Annotated in this window: 18 protein-coding genes and 3 pseudogenes; 6 read left to right on the top strand and 15 right to left on the bottom strand. The window is 68.1% G+C overall.

Features of this window, described 5'->3' with window-relative positions; genetic code table 11:
* Positions 1-28: 28 nt before the first annotated feature.
* Together MUG96_RS18085 and MUG96_RS18080 are read right to left on the bottom strand one after the other, a co-directional pair.
* Positions 29-580 (bottom strand): hypothetical protein, encoded by a 552-nt coding sequence (locus MUG96_RS18085; protein WP_246985047.1) that lies wholly within the window; start codon positions 578-580, stop codon positions 29-31.
* Positions 581-582: 2 nt separating this feature from the next.
* Positions 583-891, bottom strand: coding sequence for an AbrB/MazE/SpoVT family DNA-binding domain-containing protein (locus MUG96_RS18080; RefSeq protein ID WP_246985045.1), 309 nt, complete (start codon positions 889-891; stop codon positions 583-585).
* 238 nt (positions 892-1129) lie between these two features.
* Here MUG96_RS18080 and MUG96_RS18075 point away from each other — a divergent pair, with 238 nt between their 5' ends.
* A complete protein-coding gene (locus MUG96_RS18075; RefSeq protein WP_246985044.1) occupies positions 1130-1750 on the top strand; it encodes a MaoC family dehydratase in 621 nt (206 codons plus the stop codon).
* Positions 1751-1803: 53 nt separating this feature from the next.
* On the opposite strand, the gene MUG96_RS18070 is transcribed toward MUG96_RS18075, so the two are convergent.
* The 7 genes and pseudogenes from MUG96_RS18070 to MUG96_RS18040 form a co-directional block, all read right to left on the bottom strand.
* Positions 1804-2655, bottom strand: coding sequence for an alpha/beta fold hydrolase (locus MUG96_RS18070; RefSeq protein ID WP_246985042.1), 852 nt, complete (start codon positions 2653-2655; stop codon positions 1804-1806).
* Positions 2656-2740: 85 nt separating this feature from the next.
* Positions 2741-3030, bottom strand: a pseudogene (locus MUG96_RS18065) (oxidoreductase); the annotation flags it as partial.
* A 136-nt stretch (positions 3031-3166) separates the two neighbouring features.
* Positions 3167-3484 (bottom strand): 2Fe-2S iron-sulfur cluster-binding protein, encoded by a 318-nt coding sequence (locus tag MUG96_RS18060; protein ID WP_373221953.1) that lies wholly within the window; start codon positions 3482-3484, stop codon positions 3167-3169.
* Entirely contained in the window at positions 3475-4917 is a 1443-nt protein-coding gene (locus tag MUG96_RS18055; protein WP_246985040.1) for a selenium-binding protein SBP56-related protein, read from the bottom strand. Before MUG96_RS18055 ends, MUG96_RS18060 begins: the two co-directional genes overlap by 10 nt.
* A 236-nt stretch (positions 4918-5153) precedes the next feature.
* The gene (locus tag MUG96_RS18050; RefSeq protein ID WP_246985039.1) at positions 5154-5894 is read right to left on the bottom strand and encodes a hypothetical protein; all 741 of its coding nucleotides are present in this window, start codon (positions 5892-5894) and stop codon (positions 5154-5156) included.
* A 137-nt stretch (positions 5895-6031) separates the two neighbouring features.
* Positions 6032-6532 carry a KEOPS complex subunit Cgi121 gene (gene cgi121, locus MUG96_RS18045; protein ID WP_246985038.1) on the bottom strand — a complete coding sequence of 167 codons (501 nt, stop codon included), beginning with the start codon at positions 6530-6532 and terminating at the stop codon, positions 6032-6034.
* Positions 6532-8976 carry an ATP-dependent DNA helicase gene (locus MUG96_RS18040; RefSeq protein ID WP_246985037.1) on the bottom strand — a complete coding sequence of 815 codons (2445 nt, stop codon included), beginning with the start codon at positions 8974-8976 and terminating at the stop codon, positions 6532-6534. The genes cgi121 and MUG96_RS18040 overlap by 1 nt, the downstream gene beginning before the upstream one ends.
* A 134-nt stretch (positions 8977-9110) precedes the next feature.
* Here MUG96_RS18040 and MUG96_RS18035 point away from each other — a divergent pair, with 134 nt between their 5' ends.
* From MUG96_RS18035 to MUG96_RS18025, 3 genes and pseudogenes are all read left to right on the top strand, one after another.
* A complete protein-coding gene (locus tag MUG96_RS18035) occupies positions 9111-9776 on the top strand; it encodes a chemotaxis protein CheC (protein ID WP_246985036.1) in 666 nt (221 codons plus the stop codon).
* A gap of 59 nt (positions 9777-9835) precedes the next feature.
* On the top strand, positions 9836-10081 hold the full coding sequence (locus MUG96_RS18030) for a ferredoxin (RefSeq protein WP_246985035.1): 246 nt from the start codon (positions 9836-9838) through the stop codon (positions 10079-10081).
* Between the two features lie 155 nt (positions 10082-10236).
* Positions 10237-10746 (top strand): annotated as a pseudogene (locus MUG96_RS18025) (MATE family efflux transporter); the annotation flags it as partial.
* Here MUG96_RS18025 and MUG96_RS18020 read toward each other — a convergent pair.
* Genes MUG96_RS18020 through MUG96_RS18010 form a run of 3 tightly spaced genes read right to left on the bottom strand, consistent with a single transcriptional unit; the run spans position 10743 to position 13687 of the window.
* Positions 10743-11519 (bottom strand): class I SAM-dependent methyltransferase, encoded by a 777-nt coding sequence (locus tag MUG96_RS18020; RefSeq protein WP_246985034.1) that lies wholly within the window; start codon positions 11517-11519, stop codon positions 10743-10745. The pseudogene MUG96_RS18025 and the gene MUG96_RS18020 sit on opposite strands and share 4 nt — an antisense overlap.
* Positions 11516-12814: an amidase gene (locus MUG96_RS18015; RefSeq protein WP_246985033.1), complete on the bottom strand. Its 1299-nt coding sequence runs from the start codon at positions 12812-12814 to the stop codon at positions 11516-11518. Before MUG96_RS18015 ends, MUG96_RS18020 begins: the two co-directional genes overlap by 4 nt.
* The gene (locus MUG96_RS18010) at positions 12815-13687 is read right to left on the bottom strand and encodes a polysaccharide deacetylase family protein (RefSeq protein WP_246985031.1); all 873 of its coding nucleotides are present in this window, start codon (positions 13685-13687) and stop codon (positions 12815-12817) included.
* 231 nt (positions 13688-13918) lie between these two features.
* Between MUG96_RS18010 and MUG96_RS18005 the strand changes: the two genes are divergently transcribed.
* A complete protein-coding gene (locus MUG96_RS18005; protein WP_246985029.1) occupies positions 13919-14701 on the top strand; it encodes a DUF7089 family protein in 783 nt (260 codons plus the stop codon).
* Here MUG96_RS18005 and MUG96_RS18000 read toward each other — a convergent pair.
* Both MUG96_RS18000 and MUG96_RS17995 read right to left on the bottom strand, forming a co-directional pair.
* Positions 14698-15276, bottom strand: a complete 579-nt coding sequence (locus MUG96_RS18000; protein ID WP_246985027.1) for a DUF7090 family protein — start codon at positions 15274-15276, stop codon at positions 14698-14700. The genes MUG96_RS18005 and MUG96_RS18000 overlap by 4 nt on opposite strands.
* Before the next feature lie 554 nt (positions 15277-15830).
* Entirely contained in the window at positions 15831-16274 is a 444-nt protein-coding gene (locus MUG96_RS17995; RefSeq protein WP_246985026.1) for a DUF2391 family protein, read from the bottom strand.
* 117 nt (positions 16275-16391) lie between these two features.
* On the opposite strand from MUG96_RS17995, the pseudogene MUG96_RS17990 reads away from it, so the two are divergent.
* Positions 16392-16727 (top strand): annotated as a pseudogene (locus MUG96_RS17990) (class I SAM-dependent methyltransferase); the annotation flags it as partial.
* A 160-nt stretch (positions 16728-16887) separates the two neighbouring features.
* Here the strand turns inward: MUG96_RS17990 and MUG96_RS17985 are convergent.
* Entirely contained in the window at positions 16888-17124 is a 237-nt protein-coding gene (locus MUG96_RS17985; protein ID WP_246985024.1) for a helix-turn-helix domain-containing protein, read from the bottom strand.
* Positions 17125-17726 lie beyond the last annotated feature (602 nt).

The raw sequence follows: 17726 nt of genomic DNA, 5'->3' as shown, positions 1-17726 counted from the left end.
AAATAAAAAACGGGCTGTTCGTTCGGGCTTACGCCTCGAGCTGTTCCTGGGCCTGCTCCTGGACTTCCTGGACCTGGTCCTGAACCTGCTCGACCTGGTCCTGGAGCTGCGCCATCTGCTCTTCGACCTGCTCGACGGCCTCGACGGACTGGCCTTCCAGGTCCTCGTGGGCGTCGAGCACCATCTCGATCTGCTCGTCCATGGCGGCGACGTAGTCGCCGGTCAGGTCGTCGTAGGCGTCGATGCCCTCGTCGAACTCGGAGCCGAGGTTCTCGAAGAGTTCGGCGTGGTTCTCGAGCAGGAACTCGAACTGCTCGTCGACGGCGGTGCGGACTTCCTCGACGGTGCCGCCCATACCGGGCACCGTGTTCTCGACGGCGTCGAGGTAGCTGTGGATAGCCTGCTGGCTCAGCTCCACACCGCGGCGCTGGGCCGACTCCTGGGTGTCGAGGCTGTCGAGGACCGCCTGGCCGACGTTCTGCTGGAACTCGACGGACTGCTCGAAGGCCTGCTGGCTCTGCTTGATTGCCGCGCGCTGCATCTCGAAGGTCGTGCTGACGGGAGTAGTGTAGTCTGTCATGGTTAGTCTTCTCTGTTACGTTTGACCGGAATCACGACGGTCTGGACGATGTCGCCTTCCTCGATGTCGAGCGCTTCGCGCTCGGCATCGGGAATGCTGACCCGACCACCGGACTGAACGCGCGTCTTGAACGTCGCCATCTGGCTCATCGCACCCAACTGGGGTACACCCACACCTGAGGTACCGCCGCCGAGCAATCCCTGCAGGAACTCCTGCTGTTGCTCGACCGCTTGCTCGCTGGCCTGCTGAAAGTTCTTCATCATCGTCGGGGGCCACATCGTGGCATCCCGACCGTCGTTCTCCTCGGTCATCGGTTCACTACTCTCTACACCACTAGACACCATAAAGGTTTTCTTTCTCACCACTCATTACCATTAGGTGGTAACAGATGTCGACAACCCAAACGCCCCCCGAACGGTCCGACGCGTCGTGGCAGCGCACGTCCGAACGGACGTCCGTGCGCCCGTACTGCCCGAAATCGTGCGATACGACTCCCGAAACCGCCGAACCACCACGTTTTAATACAGCCGTACCCAACAAGTGGTGTCAATGAGCTCCAATCCGAGCCGGAGCGCGCTGTTGGACACGTGGACGGAGACGTCCTCGCACGTCTTCAACAGCGTCCTCGCCGCGAACCGTGCGGCATTCGCGGCCTTCGGCGTCAATCCCTCCGAGAACGGCCCCGATCCCCAGACCCGTGACCGCATTGAGGCCGACGAGGACCTCCCGGAGTGGACCGTCGAACTGAGCGAGGCCGACCGGACGGAGCTGGGCGTCGGCGACCGCGTCATCTTCACCAAGACGATCACCGAGGAGGACGTCGAGTCCTTCGCGGCCGCGAGCGGCGACACGAACCCCCTGCACCTTGACGACGAGTACGCCAGTCAGACCCGATTTCGTGGCCGTATCGCCCACGGAACGCTCGTCGGCGGCCTCATCTCCGCCGCGCTCGCGCGTCTGCCCGGACTGGTCGTCTATCTCTCTCAGGACCTGGAGTTCCACAACCCCGTCCGGGTCGACGACCGCTGTACAGCCGAATGCGAGATCGTCGAGGACCTGGGCAACGACCAGTACCGCCTGACGACGACGGTGTCGGCCGACGGCGAGACCGTCATCGACGGCGAGGCCGTCGTCCTCATCGACGAGCTTCCCGACGACCTCCCGGACTGAGTCGCCGTTTCCGGCTCCGCTCGGACGCCCGCCCGTTCCCCCGCAGTTCTCCCTCAGCTCGCGAAAAAGGTAGTCAGTCTGTCGTTGAACGTCGCCGGCCGCTCCCGTGGCGGCCAGTGACCACAGTCCTCGAAGACGTGGAGTTCGCTCTCCGGGAGTCGGTCGTCGGCCCGCCGCGACCACGACGCCGGGAGGAGGGTGTCGTCGGCGCCGTGAATCAACAGCGTCGGCGTCGACAGCTCCGCGAGCTCCTCCAGATAGCAGGTCCTGAACCCGAAGGCCTGGAACTCGCTGCGTTGCCAGCTCCGGAGCGTCCGACCGCAGTCGTCGTTCTGGAGTATCTCGTGGATCTCGGCCACGAACTCCTCCGAGGCCTGTGTCATGTACCCCCGGAGCGTGTCCCGGACGGTGCCCTCGTTGACGCCCATGCTCTCCCAGACCATCCGGTCGACGACGGGAATCCGCAGGGCCATCGCCGCCGCCGGGCGCCACGGGGCGTCGCTCCCGAGCCCGTAGCTGTCGACCAGCGCCAGCCGCTCGACCTCGTTTTCCAGCGCGTACCCGAGCGCGATGCCGCCGCCCATCGAAATACCGGCGAGCTGTGGCGTGTCGAGGGCAAGCTCCGCGACCAGCTCGTCCAGCACGTCGATGTAGTAGTCGGTCGTGTAGCGGCGCTGGGGCTTGTCGCTCTCGCCGTGGCCGGGCAGGTCCGGCGCGATCACGCGGTGGTTCTCGGCCAGTTCGGGGATGGCGTGTTTCCAGGAGATCGCCGCAGCGTCGAGGCCGACGCCGTGCAACAGGACGACCGGCGGTCCCTCGCCGGCTTCGAGATACCGAACGTTCGTCTCGTCCTCCCCGGTCTCGGGGCTGACCGACACGGACTTCGATTCGGGCGCGGGTGTCATTCGCACATCCGTATGCGGTCGACCCGTATGTCTTTTCGGAAAGTATCGCGGCGCGTCCCGACCGGGGCGGTCGCCGAAAGCGCCCTCACTGCTGGCGCTCGTAGACGCCTTCGTCGGTGACCCGGGCACGCTCGCGGACGGTCTCTGGCGTTCGACACCGCCCCTCCGCGCCGGTCACCTGGGGGGCGGTACAGTTGTTGCAGCTCCGACAGAGGGCGTCCTCGCCCGCGAGCAAGCGCGCGCCCAGCCGCGGTTCGGCGTAGAACGGCCGGGCCATCCCCACGAGATCGGCTGCCGGTTCGCGGGCGCCGGCCCCAGCAGCCTGTCACACTGCTCCCGGGTCCGGACGCCACCCTCGCAGAACACGGCCACGTCGCCGTGGCCGGTCGCGTGGAGCCGGTTCCGGAACCGGACGCCGCCGACGGTCACGGGATCGTCGAGCGTCGTCATGTGACACGGTATCGTGACTCTTCCCAAACGGTTATCGACCCGACAGACGCCCGGCAACGACTCACTTCCAGGGGTTCTCGACCAGTTCGGCCTGGAGGTGGGCACCGACTTCGAGCCGGCAGTCGGTCCGGGGACGGGCGATACAGGCCAGCACGTAGCCGGCCTCGCGGTGGCGTTCCTTGAGGGCGCGAGGCGGGCGTTCGTAGTGGATGTCACCGTCACACAGACGGGCCGTACAGGTGCCACACGCGCCGGTGAGACAGCCATAGGGGAGTCCGATCCCCGCACCCTCGGCGGCGTCGACGATGGACTCCCCGGCCCCGCACTCGACGGTTTCGGTGCGGCCGTCGGGCCACGCCAGCGTGACCGTCACTGCCACACGTCGCTCGTGCAGTCGCCGTCGGGCCACCTGATCTCGTGGGCCCGGGCCGGCCCCTCGGGGAGGTCCCCGAAGTCCACGAGGAAGTCCTCGTCCAGCGAGAGGGTGCCCTTGCGGGGGTTCACGTCGGCTTTCAGCATCACGGACCCCTTCTCGGCCATCTCGGGGAAGAACTGGTTGTCCCAGGAGGAGAACAGCGAGGTGGTCCAGTAGAGCCGTTCGCCGTCGAGGCTCAACTGGAGCATCTGCGGGCCGGCGACGAGTTCGCGGTCGTTCAGTTCCTGGCGGTCCCCGAAGTAGCCGCCGATGGAGATGGAGTCGGCCTTCCGGGGGTTGGCGGGGTCGGAGATGTCGTACATCCAGACCTCGCCGTGGAGCCAGTTCGACCCGAAGAGGTAGCGGTCGTCCATCGAGACGAGGATGTCCGTCACCAGCGCCGGGACGGGCATGTCCCAGTCCTCGTGTTCGCGGTCGTCGAACTCGATTGCGGGCTCCGCCCGGTACTCCCCGACTCGCGGCTCGTCACCGCTCGCGTCCGGGTCGCTCCGTGACCCACTCTCCTCCCAGAAGTGGATGATGTTCGAGGAGAGGGCGGCCCCGACGTAGCCGTGGGTGCTCTCGGGCGTGTGGAGGAACCGCGCCTCCAGGGGAATCAGCCCGTCCTCGCCGAGGTCGATGGTCTGCTCGACGGTGCCCTCCGACCAGCTCCAGAAGTGGAGGCGCTGGCCGTACTTCCCGTCCTCGACGTCCTCGAGGTCGAAGCCGGGGTAGTAGGTCTTCGGGGCGGCCCACTCAGTCGACAGCATCACGTCGTGGCGCGGCTGGTACCAGAAGTCGTAGTTCATCTCGATCTCGCCCGGTGGGTCCCACCGGCCCTGCACCTCGAAGTCGTCGTTCAGTTCGAGGAAGCCGCCGGGGAGGTCGCCGTCCGCGTCCCCGAGCATCGAGACGAGGATTTCGCCGTCCGGGATGCAGTGGACGGTGTGTGGTGCCGAGAGGTCGTGGTCGTACACCTCCTCGGGTTCGATGACGTTCGTGATCTCGGGGTCGCGGCGCTCTTTCGTGTCCACGATGTGGATGCGCGAGGAGCGCTGGCCCGGGATGACGAGGTGCCGGCGCTCCAACCCGCCGACGTGACACGACGAGGAACAGGCGTTCCACCCGAAGTGGTGGAGTTCGTCGCCCTTGTTCGGCATCCGGACGCGCTCGACGATCTCCGCGTACGTCTCGGAGTCGGGGTCGACGTCGACGACGGCCAGGAAATCCGGCGCGTCCACGTCCTGCCCGACGTGCAGCCCCATCACGTACGCAGTCTCCTCCGGTTCGGCCTCCTCGATGGCGGCCTGTGGCGTCGCGTATCCCGGCCCCTCGACGCCGTGGTCGTGTTCGTGGTGCTCGTGACTGCCCGTCTCCGGCTGTTCGGCGTCGCTCATACCCCTTCAACGACGGTCCCGAGCGGCCTTACCGATTGGATTCCGGCCGACGCCGCCGGCACGTGTGACAGTCTCTGTCGCGACACTAGTTGCCACACGGCGGCGTCGGCCGGTCCGTCCCTGCGAACTGCCCGTGAGGCGGAACGGCCACGACGACCGGCCGGTCGTTCAGTCGGTCGCCGGCGGCCCCGACCCCGCTCTCCACCGGATGTGTCATAGCTACCGGCAATAAAATCCTACAATCGCGCCTCGGTCGCCTCGTAACGAGGCGTCGGGAGGTGCGTGGTCGTTTCGAGGCCGCCGATGGCGACGAGGACGCCACCCGCGAGTGCGAGGGCGACGACGCTGCCCACCGGCGGGATGTCGCCGACGAGGGCGAGCCCGCCGACGGCGCCCGCGAGGGCCCCACACTGGACGAGGACCGCTCTCCCGGTGCATCGGAGCCGGTTCGTCCCGTAGAAGCCGCCGACGGCCGCGGTGTCGGCAGTGACGTGACCCGCGAGGACGACGGCCCCGAGGAGCCCGACCCCGGAGCCGGCGACGTACGCGCCGGCCAGCGCCGTCCCCTCGACCGCGCGGTGGCGGGCGAGCGTGGCGAGCGAGGTCGGTTCCGACCGACGCCCGCCGTCACCCCGTGTCGAGACGGCCCACGCGCCGACGGTTCCGACGCCGCCCGCGACGCCGGCGACTGCGGGGCCGCCGCTCGCCGCCGTTCCCATCGCGGTCAGGCCGAGCGCGACCAGCAGCGGACCGACGGCGAGCCCGAGCCAGTCACGGACGCCCCGCGCCCGCTCGCGCCGCTCCGCCACCGTGACGTACCCGGCGAGCAGGCCGGCGCTCACCGCCATCCCCGTGATGATCGCCCAGCCGAGCGGTCGGCCGCCGCTACCCGACGCTGCCGCCGCCGGCCCCGCGATCCACTGCAGCGCCGCCAGCGTTACCAACACCCCCGTTCCCGCCCGTCGTCCACTGCTCATACGCGACCGTCCTCCGGTGTCGGCACGATTTCCCCCCGATACCACCGACTCGTCTCGTGCTAGCGAGTGTCACGAAACCACGTCGTCGTTCGTTTCCCGGACTATGCTGCCGGATACTGGCCGACGTCGTCGGGATTTCACTTCTCGACGGGGAGGAGGGCCACGCGCTCGCGGACGAGTGCGGGGAGGCCGGCGTCGGTCGCCGCCAGTTCCGCGTCCTCGACCCCGAAGAACGCGCGGACGCGCTCCTCGTCGTACTCGCCGAGGGTGTCGGCCGGGTCCAGTTGGTCCCGGACCGCTGCTGTGGCCGCCCGCTCGTCGCCCGTCCCCTCGCGGTCGTGGACGACGACGACGACGGGGCATCCGCCCGCGGCGACACCCATCTCCAGCGCACGCCGAATCTGCCGGCGGCCCGCGGCGTACAGCAGTATCTCGATGCCGTGGTCGTCGGCGATGGCCTCGCCGCGCTCGCGGGCCCGGTCCGCCAGGTCCACCGCCCGGTCGAGGTGCGCGCGGTCGACGACGTAGCGGGCGTCGAACGCCGTCACCGCACAGCCGTACTCCGCGCCGATCTCGCCGAGTCGAGCCACGAACGCGTCCACGTCCTCGACCTCGGCTCGTCCCTCGACGACCGCCATCAGAAATCACCCAGGCTGGACTGGTCCTCCTCGTCTTCGTCCGCGCCGTCGCCGCCGTTCGCGACCGGCTCCTCGACGCCGTCGACCTCGGCCGGTTCGATGTCCTCCATCGACGGGTCCTGCCGGCCGGCGTTCTCGAGGACGTTTTCGGCCGTCTTCTCCCGGCCGCGGAGCGCCCCCAGCACCACGGACTTGTCGGCCTCCCGGAGGTCCGCGCGGGTCCTGATACCGGCGTCGTAGAGCCGCCGGGCACGTTTGCGCCCGACCCCGCGGACGCCCGCGAGGTCGACGAGTTCCGCCCTCACGCCGTGTTCGACTCGCGTGCGCGCCTCCCGGATGGCTGGCGTGCAGTCGAGGCCGAGTTCGCCGGCCAGCGACTCGGCGGCACCGAGCAACCACTGGGCGGTCTCGACCTTCCCGCGGATGTCCCCCGGGCCGACGCCGTAGCGTTCGGTGATCTCGTCCTCTTCGACCTCGCTCGCCCAGTCCTCCAGCAGACGTGCGGTCTTCAGCGCCGAGAGCCAGTCGTCGAACCGTTCCTCGCGCTCGTGGGGTGTCCGCCCCAGCAGTTCGTCCTCGCGCTCGTAGGCCATCGCCGTGTACTCCTCTTCGTCGCCACTCCGGAGGTACAGCTCGTACATGTCGGGCGTCCGTGCGACGAGGTGGTACAGTCCGAGCGCCGTCGGCGGCCCCCCGTCGGCCCCGTCCTCGTCCTCGACGAGGTCACTGGCCCGGGTGAACCCCGGCTCGCTCGCTTCGTCTGCCGCCTCCGTCGTCTCCGCCGTTCCCCCGCCCCCGTGTTCGAGGCCGTCGACGATCTCGGCGGCGCTCATCGGATCGAGGTAGAGCCGGGAGACGGTGTGACCGAGGTTCGTCGCCTGCAACTGGTCGCCGCCTCGCGGGTCGGAGTCCTCCCCGCTCGACCCGTCCGGGGCGCTCTGTGCCCCCCGCTGGAGAAACCCGTTCCGTTCGAGGTAGTCGAGCATCCGGTCGGTGACACCTTCCAGCTGACTCCGGTCGGCGTTCTGCGTGGCGTGGAGCGTCCGTTCGAGGAACTCCAGCAGCCCCGTCCGCGAGGCGGCAAAGCCCGACGCGACGGTCGCGAGCAGGTGCGTCCGGAGCGCGGGCTCGGCGGCCAGTTTCGACTCCACCGGCTCGGGTTCGGCCCAGACGTACCGCTCGAACAGTTCGTCGAGTTCGTCGTGGCTGCTGGCGATCAGCACCGCCTCGCCGTAGGGGTCCAGCCCGGGGCGGCCGGCCCGCCCCATCATCTGGTGGACTTCGAGCACGGAGAGGGGTTTCATCCCGCCGGCCGCGCCGTCGTAGCGTCGCCAGTCGCGGACGACCACGCGCCGCGATGGGGTGTTGACCCCCGCCGCGAGCGTCGGCGTCGCCGAGACCACCTTCAGGAGGCGGTCCCGGAACGCTTCCTCGACGAGCGAGCGGTGCTCGCTTGCACAGCCCGCGTGGTGGAAGGCCGCTCCCTTCGCCACAGCGTCGGCGAGGTCGTCGCTCGTCTCCGTGTCGCTCACGTCGCGTATCTCCGCCGCGATTTCCGCCAGGCGCTCGCGCTCCGCGTCGGTCAGGAAGTCGTCGGTGGTCGACGCCAGCCGCCGGGCCGCGGCCTCCGCGTTCCGCCGGGAGTTGACGAACACGAGCGTCGAGCCGTCGTCTGCGAGCGTGTCCCGGACGATGGCGGCGGTCTCGTTCTCGCCGCTTTGCACTTCCAGGCGCTGCTGACTCCCGTCCTCCAGGTGGAGGGCCTGCCCGTAGTGGACCCCCTTCTGGAGTTCGATGGGCCGCCAGTCCGAATCGACGAGTTCGGCGCCCAGCCAGTCGGCGAGTTCGTCGGCGTTGCCGATTGTCGCCGACAGCGCCACCGTCTGTAAGTCCGGATTCAACTGCCGGAGTTTCGCCAGCGTCACCTCCAGTGTGGGGCCGCGCTCGCCGTCGTCGACGAGGTGGACCTCGTCGGCCACGACGCAGGCGAGGTCGTCGATCCAGGGCGCGTCGTTGCGCACCAGCGAGTCCACCTTCTCGCTCGTGGCGACGATGATATCCTGGTCGGCCAGCCACTCCCCGTCGGACTCGTAGTTGCCCGTCGCGACGCCCACCGACACGCCGTCCTGTTCGAACTGCTCGAACTCCTCGGCCTTCTCGCTCGCCAGCGCCCGGAGGGGCACGATGTAGAGGGCCTTGCCGTCGGTAGCGCCCTCGGTCGCCCCGCTCGCGTCCGTCCCGTCGCCGGCCACCGCCGAGAGCATCGCGAGTTCGGCGACGAGCGTCTTCCCGCTCGCGGTCGGCACGCTCGCGACGAGGTTCCGGCCCTCCGTGACGCCGGCCTCGACCGCCTCGGCCTGTGGCGGGTACAGCTCCTCGATGCCCTCGCCCTGCAGGTGCTCGGGCAACCAGTCCGGGACCCCCGGAATCGCCGCGACATCCATTGGCGACCCTTAGCGCGGCCCCGGATTTAAACTGTCGTGTCCGCCGGTGGCGGCGTCGTCCGGTCCGGGCGCCGCGTCTTTCGACGGACTGACGCCCCCCGTAGTTTGATACCGCTCGGGTCCGTGATTCGGCTATGGACGAGTTGAAGGTCGACGTGCGGAAACTCCATCTCTTCAACGGGCTGGCAAAGGAGGGGGCCGATACGGTCGCGAGCAACCTCCAGCAGATGAGCGGTATCGAGACCGACGCGGCCGTCTCGAAGTTGAACTTCCTCGATTTCGACGACGTACAGACCCACCTCCGGCAGGCCTCGACCACGGACGCCAACGTCGGTATCTACGTCGAACTGGAGGACGAGCCGTACGGCTATCTCCTCTTTCTGGTCTCGGTCGTCGAGGCCAAACGGGTGGCAAACGCCATGCTCGGGCAGGACATGGGCGTCGACGAGGACGGCGGCTTCACCGACATGCAGAAGTCCGCCGTCCAGGAGATCGGCAACATCCTCACCTCCGCGTTCATCGACGGCTGGGCGAACGTGCTCGGGACGACCATCCAGCACTCACCGCCACGGTTCGCCTACGGCGACAGTTCGGCCATCCTCGCGGAAATCACGGAGTGGCCCGACAGCGAAATCGTCTTCGTCATCGATTCCCAGATCACCGCCGAGAACGTCGGCCTCAACCTCACCTGCTACACGTTCCCGGAACTCGAACCGCTCGTCGATCTCATCAACGAGATCGACATCGACTCCATCGACGACGCCGTGCAGTCGCCCGCCGACTTCTCCGAACTGACCTGAGGTCGCCACCCCCACGGTTCGCCGCCATCCCTTTGTCGCCGCCGGCCAAACCCGGTCGTATGCGCATCGAGTACGACCGCGACACCTGTATCGGGATGTTCCAGTGCGTGGCCGAGTGGGAGGCTTTCGAGCGCGACGAGGACGCCGGCAAGGCCGTCCTCGTCGACGGCGAGGAGAGCGAGGAGGACCTGTTCGTCCGCGAGGTCCCCGACGACGCGGAGATGGACGCGAAATTCGCCGCACGGGCCTGCCCCGTCGACGCCATCGCCGTCTACGACGACGACGGCGAGCAGCTCATTCCCTGAGCGCTGTCACGGTACGTCCTGTCGGTTCCGGCTCCGAAAGTCACACGACACTCTCGGCCTAGGCGCCCGTAGATGGGGATTCGTGCCGCGGTCCGTGACGCCCTCATGTCTTTCCCGGTCGCACTGGCCCGGCTGGGGGTCGCCGACCGCGAGAAGGCCAGTCGCTGGGGGCCGGCGACGCCGAGACGGCCAGCGAGTACGGCTGGCAGACGCTCCGTATCGCACTCGCCACGCAGGCGCTGGTCGGTGCCGTGCTGGTCGTCGCCGCCCGCCCCATCGTCCTCGCGTTCGGCACCGCATTCCCGGCCCTGGCGGTGTCTTTCGTCCGGGTGTTCGGCGTCGTCGTCCTCGCGTTCTCGGCCTCGCGGACGATGCGTGGCTGCCTCCGGGGCGCCGGCGACACCCGGTACCCGCTGTACGCCACCGTCGCCGGGATGTACCTGTTCCGGATTCCTGTCGCCCTGCTCGCGCTCCCGGTCGGCTACACGCTCTCGCTCGGGAGCGTGTCCGTCGCGCCCGGCCTCGGCTGGGGTCTCCCCGCCGTGTTCGTCGCGCTCGTCGGCCACTTCTACCTCCAGGCCACGGTCAACGTCGGCCGGTACTGGTCCGGCCGGTGGCGCCGTGTCGCCAGCGCGGCGGACCTCGGCACGGGCGCGGACGACTAGCGCCGCCTGCCGGCAATCACGAACGCTCGCCCGTCCTCGCCGTCGCCGTCCACGTACGTTCGCGGCCGCGTCTCGATCACGTCGAGTCCCGCGTCCGCGAACCACCGCTCTAGTTCGGACGGCTCGAAGGCCCGGAGTGTCGTCGTCGTCGTCACCTGGCGCCGCTCGCCCGACGGGGCGGTCACGGTGAACGTGACTCGCCACTCGAACTCGCCGTCGGCCGTCGGACGCTGTTCGTCCGTCTGTGTGACCTCGTATCCCTCGACCGTCCGCGTCAGCGACCGCTCGCGCGGGCCGTCGAGTCCGCGCCGGTCGTGGACGGAACAGACGACGCGCCCGCCGGGTCGGAGCGTCTCCCGGACGTGTTCGAGGGCCGCGCGTGCTTCGTCGTCCGGACGCACGTGTCCGAGCACGGCCCCGACGAGGACGACGAGGTCGGCGCTCCGGGGTGTGAACCCGCGGGCGTCGGCCCGACAGACGGGGCCGTGGCGAGCGGCGAACCGACACATCGCCGGGCTGGGGTCGACACCGACCGCCCGGTCGTACCGCGCCCCGAGTGCGCCGAGCAGGTCCCCGGTCCCACAGCCGAGTTCGAGGACCGTCCGCGTCGCCGCCGGCGCGAACTCGCGAACCGTCGCGAGTTGCCCCTCGACCCGGCCACGTGCGGCGTACATCGCGCGGTACAGCGGTGCGAGCGTCGTGTAGATGCCAGCCGCGTCGCCGTCGCGGTCGGCGAGCCGTGCGAACACCTGGTCGAGCGATGGGTCGGTCACGCGTCAGCCACTACCCCTTCGATCCCCGCACACCAGGCAAGCAACCGCTCGTCGGCGCCGAACGGACCGACGACCTGTACCCCGAGCGGGAGGCCGTCCGTCGCCCCCGCGGGCAGCGAGGCGACCGGCAGGCCCGCGTGGGTCCAGGGCAGGTTCATCACGACGTCGCCGGTGCTGTCGATGCCCTCGGGCGCCGGACCGGGTGCCGCCGGCGCCAGCCAGCAGTCCGCGCCCGCCTCGGCCAGTAGTTCGGTCAAGCGCTCGCGCAACGCGGTCCGCGACGCCCGGGCGCTCGCGAGCGCTCCGACGGACACCTCACGGCCGCGCTCGATCAGATTCGCCGTGGTCTCGTGGTAGGCGTCGCCGTGGGACTCGTACCAGTCGTGATGGGCGACCGCGGCCTCCCCCTCCAGCAGTGCCGTGTGGCGGCCGTTGACCGTCTCGACGTCTCCGAGCGCGTCGATCCGTCGCACGGTGTAGCCGGCGCCGTCGAGCGCGTCGACGGCCCGCTCGAACCCTGCCAGTCCCGCCGAATCGGCCTGTTCGAGGTAGGGACCGTCCGGCACGGCCAGGACGGGCGCTCTCGGATCGGTGACGGCGTGCCACTCGTCACAGCAGACCGACGCTGCGAGCCGCATACTGTCGACGTCCGCCGTGAACAGCCCGACGTGGTCGAGCGAGGGGGCGAGCGGCAGAAGCCCGTCGGTCGGGATGCGGCCGTAGGTCGGTTTCAGCCCGACGATGCCACAGAACGCGGCGGGCCGGATCGTCGACCCGGCGGTCTGTGTGCCGAGCGCGAGCGGGACCTCGCCGGCGGCGACGGCCGCGGCGCTCCCGCTCGAGGAACCCCCCGGCGTGTGCGCCGTGTCGTGTGGGTTCCGCGTCGGTCCCGGGTGGAAGTACGCGAACTCGGTCGTGACGGTCTTCCCGAGGACGACCGCGCCGGCCGCCCGCAGGCGTTCGACGACGGCGGCCTCGGGACCGGTCAGTGCCGCCGGTGGCACGTCCGACCCGGCACGCGTTGGGAGCCCGTCGACGTGGAACACGTCCTTGATACCGACCGGGACGCCGTACAGCGGCGGCCGCTCGGGCGGCGGACCGTCCGGGAGCCGTTCCGCCGCCGCTGTCACGCGTTCGCGACGGGCGTCCTCGGTGACGAACGCCTCGATCTCGGGTTCGACGGCGGCCAGTCGGTCGAGGCGTGCGTCGAGTTCGGCCGCGACGGAGCGGTCGCCGTCTCGGAGCCGTCTCGCGGTTTCGACGAGCGACGACGCCTGGAGCAGTTCGGTTGGCATCTACCGGTAGTGTTCGATGTAATGATCGGCGATCTCCCCGCCGGTGGTCAGCCACACGTCGTCGTGTCCGGTGATGTATTCGAGGACGTCGTCGAGGTACTTCCGGCGGAAGGGTTGGCCGCTGATGAACGGGTGGAGGGCGAGACAGAGCACCTTCCCGTTGCCCGGTTCCTGCCCCTCCTCGTAGAGCACGTCGAACTCGTCTTTGATCATCTGCCCGAACTGTGCAGGGGTGTAGCCGAACTCGAGGAACGCCTCGAAGTCGTTGAGCTCCAGCGAGTACGGCACCGAGAGCAGGTCCCCATCCGCGACGTCGAACTCGTAGGGCTGGTCGTCGTTACACCAGTCACAGATGTACTCGAAGCCGAGTTCGGCGAGGATGTCCGGGGTGTTGTAGCTCTCGGCGAGGGCGGGCGCGAGCCAGCCGCGCGGCTCCGTCCCTGTCGCCTCGGCGATCCGGTCGCGGGCGGCCTCGATGAGCGCCCGTTCCTCCTCGTACTCCATCCCGACGTGCAACTGTGAGTTGGACTGGCCGTGACACATGAACTCGGCGCCGGCCTCGACGAGTCCCTCGACGACCGCGGGCTGGTGGTCACAGACCTCGGCGTTCAGCGAGACGGTCGGGGTGACGTCGTGGGCGTCGAGCACGTCGAGCAGCCGCCAGATCCCCACCCGCGCACCGTAGTCCCGCCAGCCGTGGTTGAGCACGTCCGGCTGGAACTCGGCGGCGTCGGGGTAGATCGCCGTCGACGGCACGTCGATCTTGAAGTACTCCACGTTCGGCGCTATCCACACGGCGACGTTGGCGTCGTTCGGCAGGTCGTACTCCCGTTCGGTCACCGGCGTGTAGTCGTACCGAGCCTGATCGCGCATCGCACCTCTATAGGGAGTACTGCACATTAACCGTTGACCCGCGGCGGTTCGCGACCGCCGGAACCCGGGTGCCACGCCGGCCAGCCGGTGTGCTCGCCGGGGACGAAATCGAAGGTTTAAATCGTTACTCCGGGAACGAGCACACATGAGCCAAGCCACCAAGATCGTACTCGCCACTATCGCCGTCTTCGGGCTGATCGCCGTCGGACTGATGGTCAGCGCGGCGGTCTGATGTTCGACGAGCGCCCCCTCTCGGGCGCGCTCGCGGCCGTCCGAGAGACACACGCGCCCGACGCCCTCGTTTTCGACTGCCAGCGGGACTTCGAGACGCTCGACCCGGCCGTCGCGGAGGACCTCGCGCTGGTCGTCGACGGGCTCGACCCCCATAGCTACCCCGACGAGTGGGTGCCGGCCGACGCACCCGACGAACTTCGCCGCTACGCCGGCGGCGAGTTCACGGTCGGGATGCCCGGTGACGGCGGCGTCGCCTGGACCCGTCAGACCGACCCGCCGGCCGTGTTCGTCAAGCCGCGGCTCCAGGGGTCACCCGAGGACTTCGTTTCCTTCCTGCTCGCCGAGGCGCTCGTCGAGGTGGGCCTCGACGCGCCCGAGCACTTCCTTGGCTTTTTCGAGGAGCGGTACCCCGACCTCGTGGCCGCGACGCCGCTCTCGCCGGCCGGCGACTACCAGCTCGCGGCCGCGCTGTACACCGCCCACCTGGGACTGCGGACCCGCGAGGTCTTCGCGGACTGGGACGAGGCGCATCCGGCCCTCTTCGAGGCGTGGCTCGACGCCGGCGAGCGGCTGACGCCCCGCCTCGACGGACTCGCCGGCGAGATGGCACGCGGCGAGACGGAGTTCCCGGCGGCGGCGGAGTTGGCCTGTAGCGCTATCAAACACGGGATCGAGGTGCCCGCGCCCTTCGCGGCGCTGGATACCGGCGCCTACAGCCGGAACGGACCGGCCTACGCCGTCGAGTGGGCGCGCAAGACGTTCGCGGCCCTCGAGGACTAGAACGTCGAGGTGACGGTGCCGTCGGTGTCGAGTTCGATGACGCCGTCGAACAGGTCGCGGTAGGCCTCGACGGTCGAGCCGTCGTGGACCTCGCGGTCGAGATGGAAGAGGCCGACGGCATCGTGGTCGTCGAGGAGGCCGAGGATGGCTTCGGCGGCGTCGCGGGTGCGGTCCGCGTCGGCGTAGTAGGCCATCTCGTTGAGCGAGTCGACGGTGACGCGGAGCTTCCCGTCGTGGCCGTCGAGGAACTCGCCGACGTGGTCGACGATGCTCGTCAGGTCGTCCGGCGAGGAGACGTAGCGGACGTTCTTGCTCTGTCGGCGGGTGTAGCCCCGCTCGATGGAGAGGGTGTCGAGGATGACGGCCTTGGTCTCGTCGACCTCGTAGTACTCCAGTTTCTGCTCGACCTCGCGGGCGGTGGTGCGGGTCGAGACGATGAGCATGTGGTCGGTGTCGGTCGAGAGGAAGTCGGTGTCGATGCGGTCGGTCTCGCCCGTGCTCGGATGGAGAAGCAGAATCCCGGTTCCCCCCGGGATGGTGTCCGGCGTGTTCTCGATAGCGAGCTGGTAATCCATATCGCCACAGAACACCGGCGACGGCGTTAAGGTTGCGGGTCTCGGTCGGGGGGTTCGAGCCCTGGTATCCGCGCGGACACGGCTACGACGCGGCCTCGCTGCCGTTCAACCGTCTCCAATCACTGCAGTCACCGGTGGTGCGGTCGGCCGGGAGTGCGTGCCCGCGGCCTCGCGGGCCGCACGACCCGGGGAAGGGCAGGGCGGCCGTCTTCGTTGGGCGGTCAGCGTGAGCGAATCAAGCATCCGCGCGAACGAAGTGAGCGCGGTCACCGTCAGAGCAAGCTCTGCCGAGCTGCTCAAAAATCGGAGATTTTTGGCATCACGGAAATCGAAGATTTCCGTACGATCCCGTTCGCTCCCTGTGGTCACTCACGGGAATCACGGAACTCGCGCCGTGGCGCGAGTTCCGTCGTTTTTCCCCAAGTTTTTGCAATAGTGCGGGACCGAAGGTCCCGCATACCATGCGAACGGGCGCAAAGCGCCCGTGAGCAGACGGGGGGCTCCCACAGGGCGCTCTGCGCCCGAGGAAGCCCCCCGCAGTAAAAAGTGGGGGCCTAGAAGACGGAGTCCGCCGTCGCGGCGCCGACGACGCTGAAGATGGCGCCGACGGCGACGGCCTTGACCGTAGTGAGCGCGACGAGGGTCGGTGTCGGAGCCGCGAGGATTTCGCCCTCGACGAGGAAGGTCCGGGGCGCGGTGAAGGCGAGCGCGAGGACGGTGACGGAGCCGAAGGCGACGCACATCAGCGAGAGAAAGCGGAGGGGGATACCGGCGACCTCCTGCTCGCTGTCGGGGTCGCGGTCGTCGTCGGCCTTGTAGAGGGCGCCGTAGCCGATGGCGAAGACGATGGTGACGACGGCGGCGAGGTGGCCGACGGTCATCCGTGCGGCCAGCACCCAGACCTCCTCGGTGACGACGAACGGCCCGGCCAGCAGGAACCCGCCGACGATCTGCTGGGCCGTGTCGGCGACCGCGAACCGACGGCTTTTCCCGACCATGCCGACGGTCTCGCCCCCGAGGGCTAAAACGGTCCCGGAGCGGCCTCGGTGCCGCTGGCGCGGTCACGGAGCGGCCGCGACCGAACCCGTTTTGTCGGGCCGGGGACTGGCACATCCATGAGCGTTCGCGAGGAGTTCGACCGGTGGGCCAGCGAGGGGCGCGACAGGGGGATGGAGGAGCGCCACTGGCACACCGCGAAACACGTCCTCGAACGGATGCCGGTCGAGGCCGGCGACACGGTGCTCGATCTGGGCTGTGGGAGCGGGTACGCCGCCCGCGCCCTCCGCGAGATCAAGGGAGCGGGACGCGCCTACGGCGTCGACGCCTCGCCGGAGATGGTCCGGAACGCCCGCTCGTACACCGACGACCGCGCCGTTGGCTTCCTCCAGGGCGACTTCGAGCGACTCCCGTTCGAGACCGACAGCGTGGATCACGCCTTCTCGATGAAAGCCGCATAATGCACCATTCATTCTTACAACCAACCCTATGCCGTGGGTATGCGAATCGCCACACGGCGTAAGGACGGTGCAACCACTACCAGATACCTGATAGATTTTCAGACACCCCTTTCTATACGCAAACTGGTAGGTATCGACGAAAATCAGTCGCGCGTCACTCGGCACCAAACCCGATTTCTTCTAACCTCTCGACTGTCGCACTGGCCTGTTCATACTTCTCCTTGGCGCGGTCGTGGTAGTTCCGTGCCGTGTCCCGGCCTATGTCCATTTCTTCGCTTATCTCGGTCCATGAGTAGCCCTGATACCGATACAGAGCTACACGGGCCTGTTGGTCGCTCAAGGCCGTCTCTTCAACCAGTGTCGTCACGCGGTCACTGAATGATTCGCTCATTCACTGTGTCGTACTCCTGCGTCACGCCAGTCGGCCACTCAATACACTCGGTGTCGCCATGCACAAATGCACGTCCAAGCATCGGCCAGTCGCTATCTGTGTCGGTACTCTTGACTGGCTCAATGTGATCGTAGTCGCCGCCACAGATAACGCACTTCCCGTTTTTTGCCCGTCGCTGGCGGGTTTCTCTGTCCAAACCGTCTGAGTGAGTCCATTCACTCATATGGGCCACATTGTGACCCATGTAGTTAATACCACGGTTGGCTATAACCGCTATAGCGAACGTGGGCGGCAGTTCACAACCTCAGTGAAAGTGTTATGTCCTTTTTTCACCGCCCTTAGCAACGGACGGTTGTATATCAGTTTGCTTACTACACAATGGGTGCCGAATCTTTGGGCGAGCGCACACGCGCACACGCACTCCCGCAAAGATTTCGGGGGGGTCGTGTAGTCAGTTTAGTGATATGGTCGTTTATTGTATTGTTAGCGGCTGAAGGCAGAGATTACACTTTCACCACGGTAAAGAGCAGTAATCGGGTTGTAGTATGATACCTACCGCTGTCGGTGGGTATGCTACGATGTGGAAAAATTTCGCGCTCAAA

The organism is Halorientalis marina, from assembly GCF_023028345.1.
Lineage (GTDB): Archaea > Halobacteriota > Halobacteria > Halobacteriales > Haloarculaceae > Halorientalis > Halorientalis marina.
Note: the sequence above shows the minus strand (reverse complement) of the source record. Positions and strands in the feature narration are given on the sequence as shown.

Bases quoted from the DNA above. Each gene is read 5' to 3' on its own strand.
- MUG96_RS18040 (WP_246985037.1), bottom strand. From the start codon at position 8,976: ATGGATGTCGCGGCGATTCCGGGGGTCCCGGACTGGTTGCCCGAGCAC.
- MUG96_RS18055 (WP_246985040.1), bottom strand. From the start codon at position 4,917: ATGAGCGACGCCGAACAGCCGGAGACGGGCAGTCACGAGCACCACGAA.
- MUG96_RS18085 (WP_246985047.1), bottom strand. From the start codon at position 580: ATGACAGACTACACTACTCCCGTCAGCACGACCTTCGAGATGCAGCGC.
- cgi121 (WP_246985038.1), bottom strand. From the start codon at position 6,532: ATGGCGGTCGTCGAGGGACGAGCCGAGGTCGAGGACGTGGACGCGTTC.
- MUG96_RS18010 (WP_246985031.1), bottom strand. From the start codon at position 13,687: ATGCGCGATCAGGCTCGGTACGACTACACGCCGGTGACCGAACGGGAG.
- MUG96_RS18070 (WP_246985042.1), bottom strand. From the start codon at position 2,655: ATGACACCCGCGCCCGAATCGAAGTCCGTGTCGGTCAGCCCCGAGACC.
- MUG96_RS18075 (WP_246985044.1), top strand. From the start codon at position 1,130: ATGAGCTCCAATCCGAGCCGGAGCGCGCTGTTGGACACGTGGACGGAG.
- MUG96_RS18005 (WP_246985029.1), top strand. From the start codon at position 13,919: ATGTTCGACGAGCGCCCCCTCTCGGGCGCGCTCGCGGCCGTCCGAGAG.
- MUG96_RS18035 (WP_246985036.1), top strand. From the start codon at position 9,111: ATGGACGAGTTGAAGGTCGACGTGCGGAAACTCCATCTCTTCAACGGG.
- MUG96_RS17985 (WP_246985024.1), bottom strand. From the start codon at position 17,124: ATGAGCGAATCATTCAGTGACCGCGTGACGACACTGGTTGAAGAGACG.
- MUG96_RS18015 (WP_246985033.1), bottom strand. From the start codon at position 12,814: ATGCCAACCGAACTGCTCCAGGCGTCGTCGCTCGTCGAAACCGCGAGA.
- MUG96_RS17995 (WP_246985026.1), bottom strand. From the start codon at position 16,274: ATGGTCGGGAAAAGCCGTCGGTTCGCGGTCGCCGACACGGCCCAGCAG.
- MUG96_RS18030 (WP_246985035.1), top strand. From the start codon at position 9,836: ATGCGCATCGAGTACGACCGCGACACCTGTATCGGGATGTTCCAGTGC.
- MUG96_RS18080 (WP_246985045.1), bottom strand. From the start codon at position 891: ATGACCGAGGAGAACGACGGTCGGGATGCCACGATGTGGCCCCCGACG.
- MUG96_RS18000 (WP_246985027.1), bottom strand. From the start codon at position 15,276: ATGGATTACCAGCTCGCTATCGAGAACACGCCGGACACCATCCCGGGG.
- MUG96_RS18050 (WP_246985039.1), bottom strand. From the start codon at position 5,894: ATGAGCAGTGGACGACGGGCGGGAACGGGGGTGTTGGTAACGCTGGCG.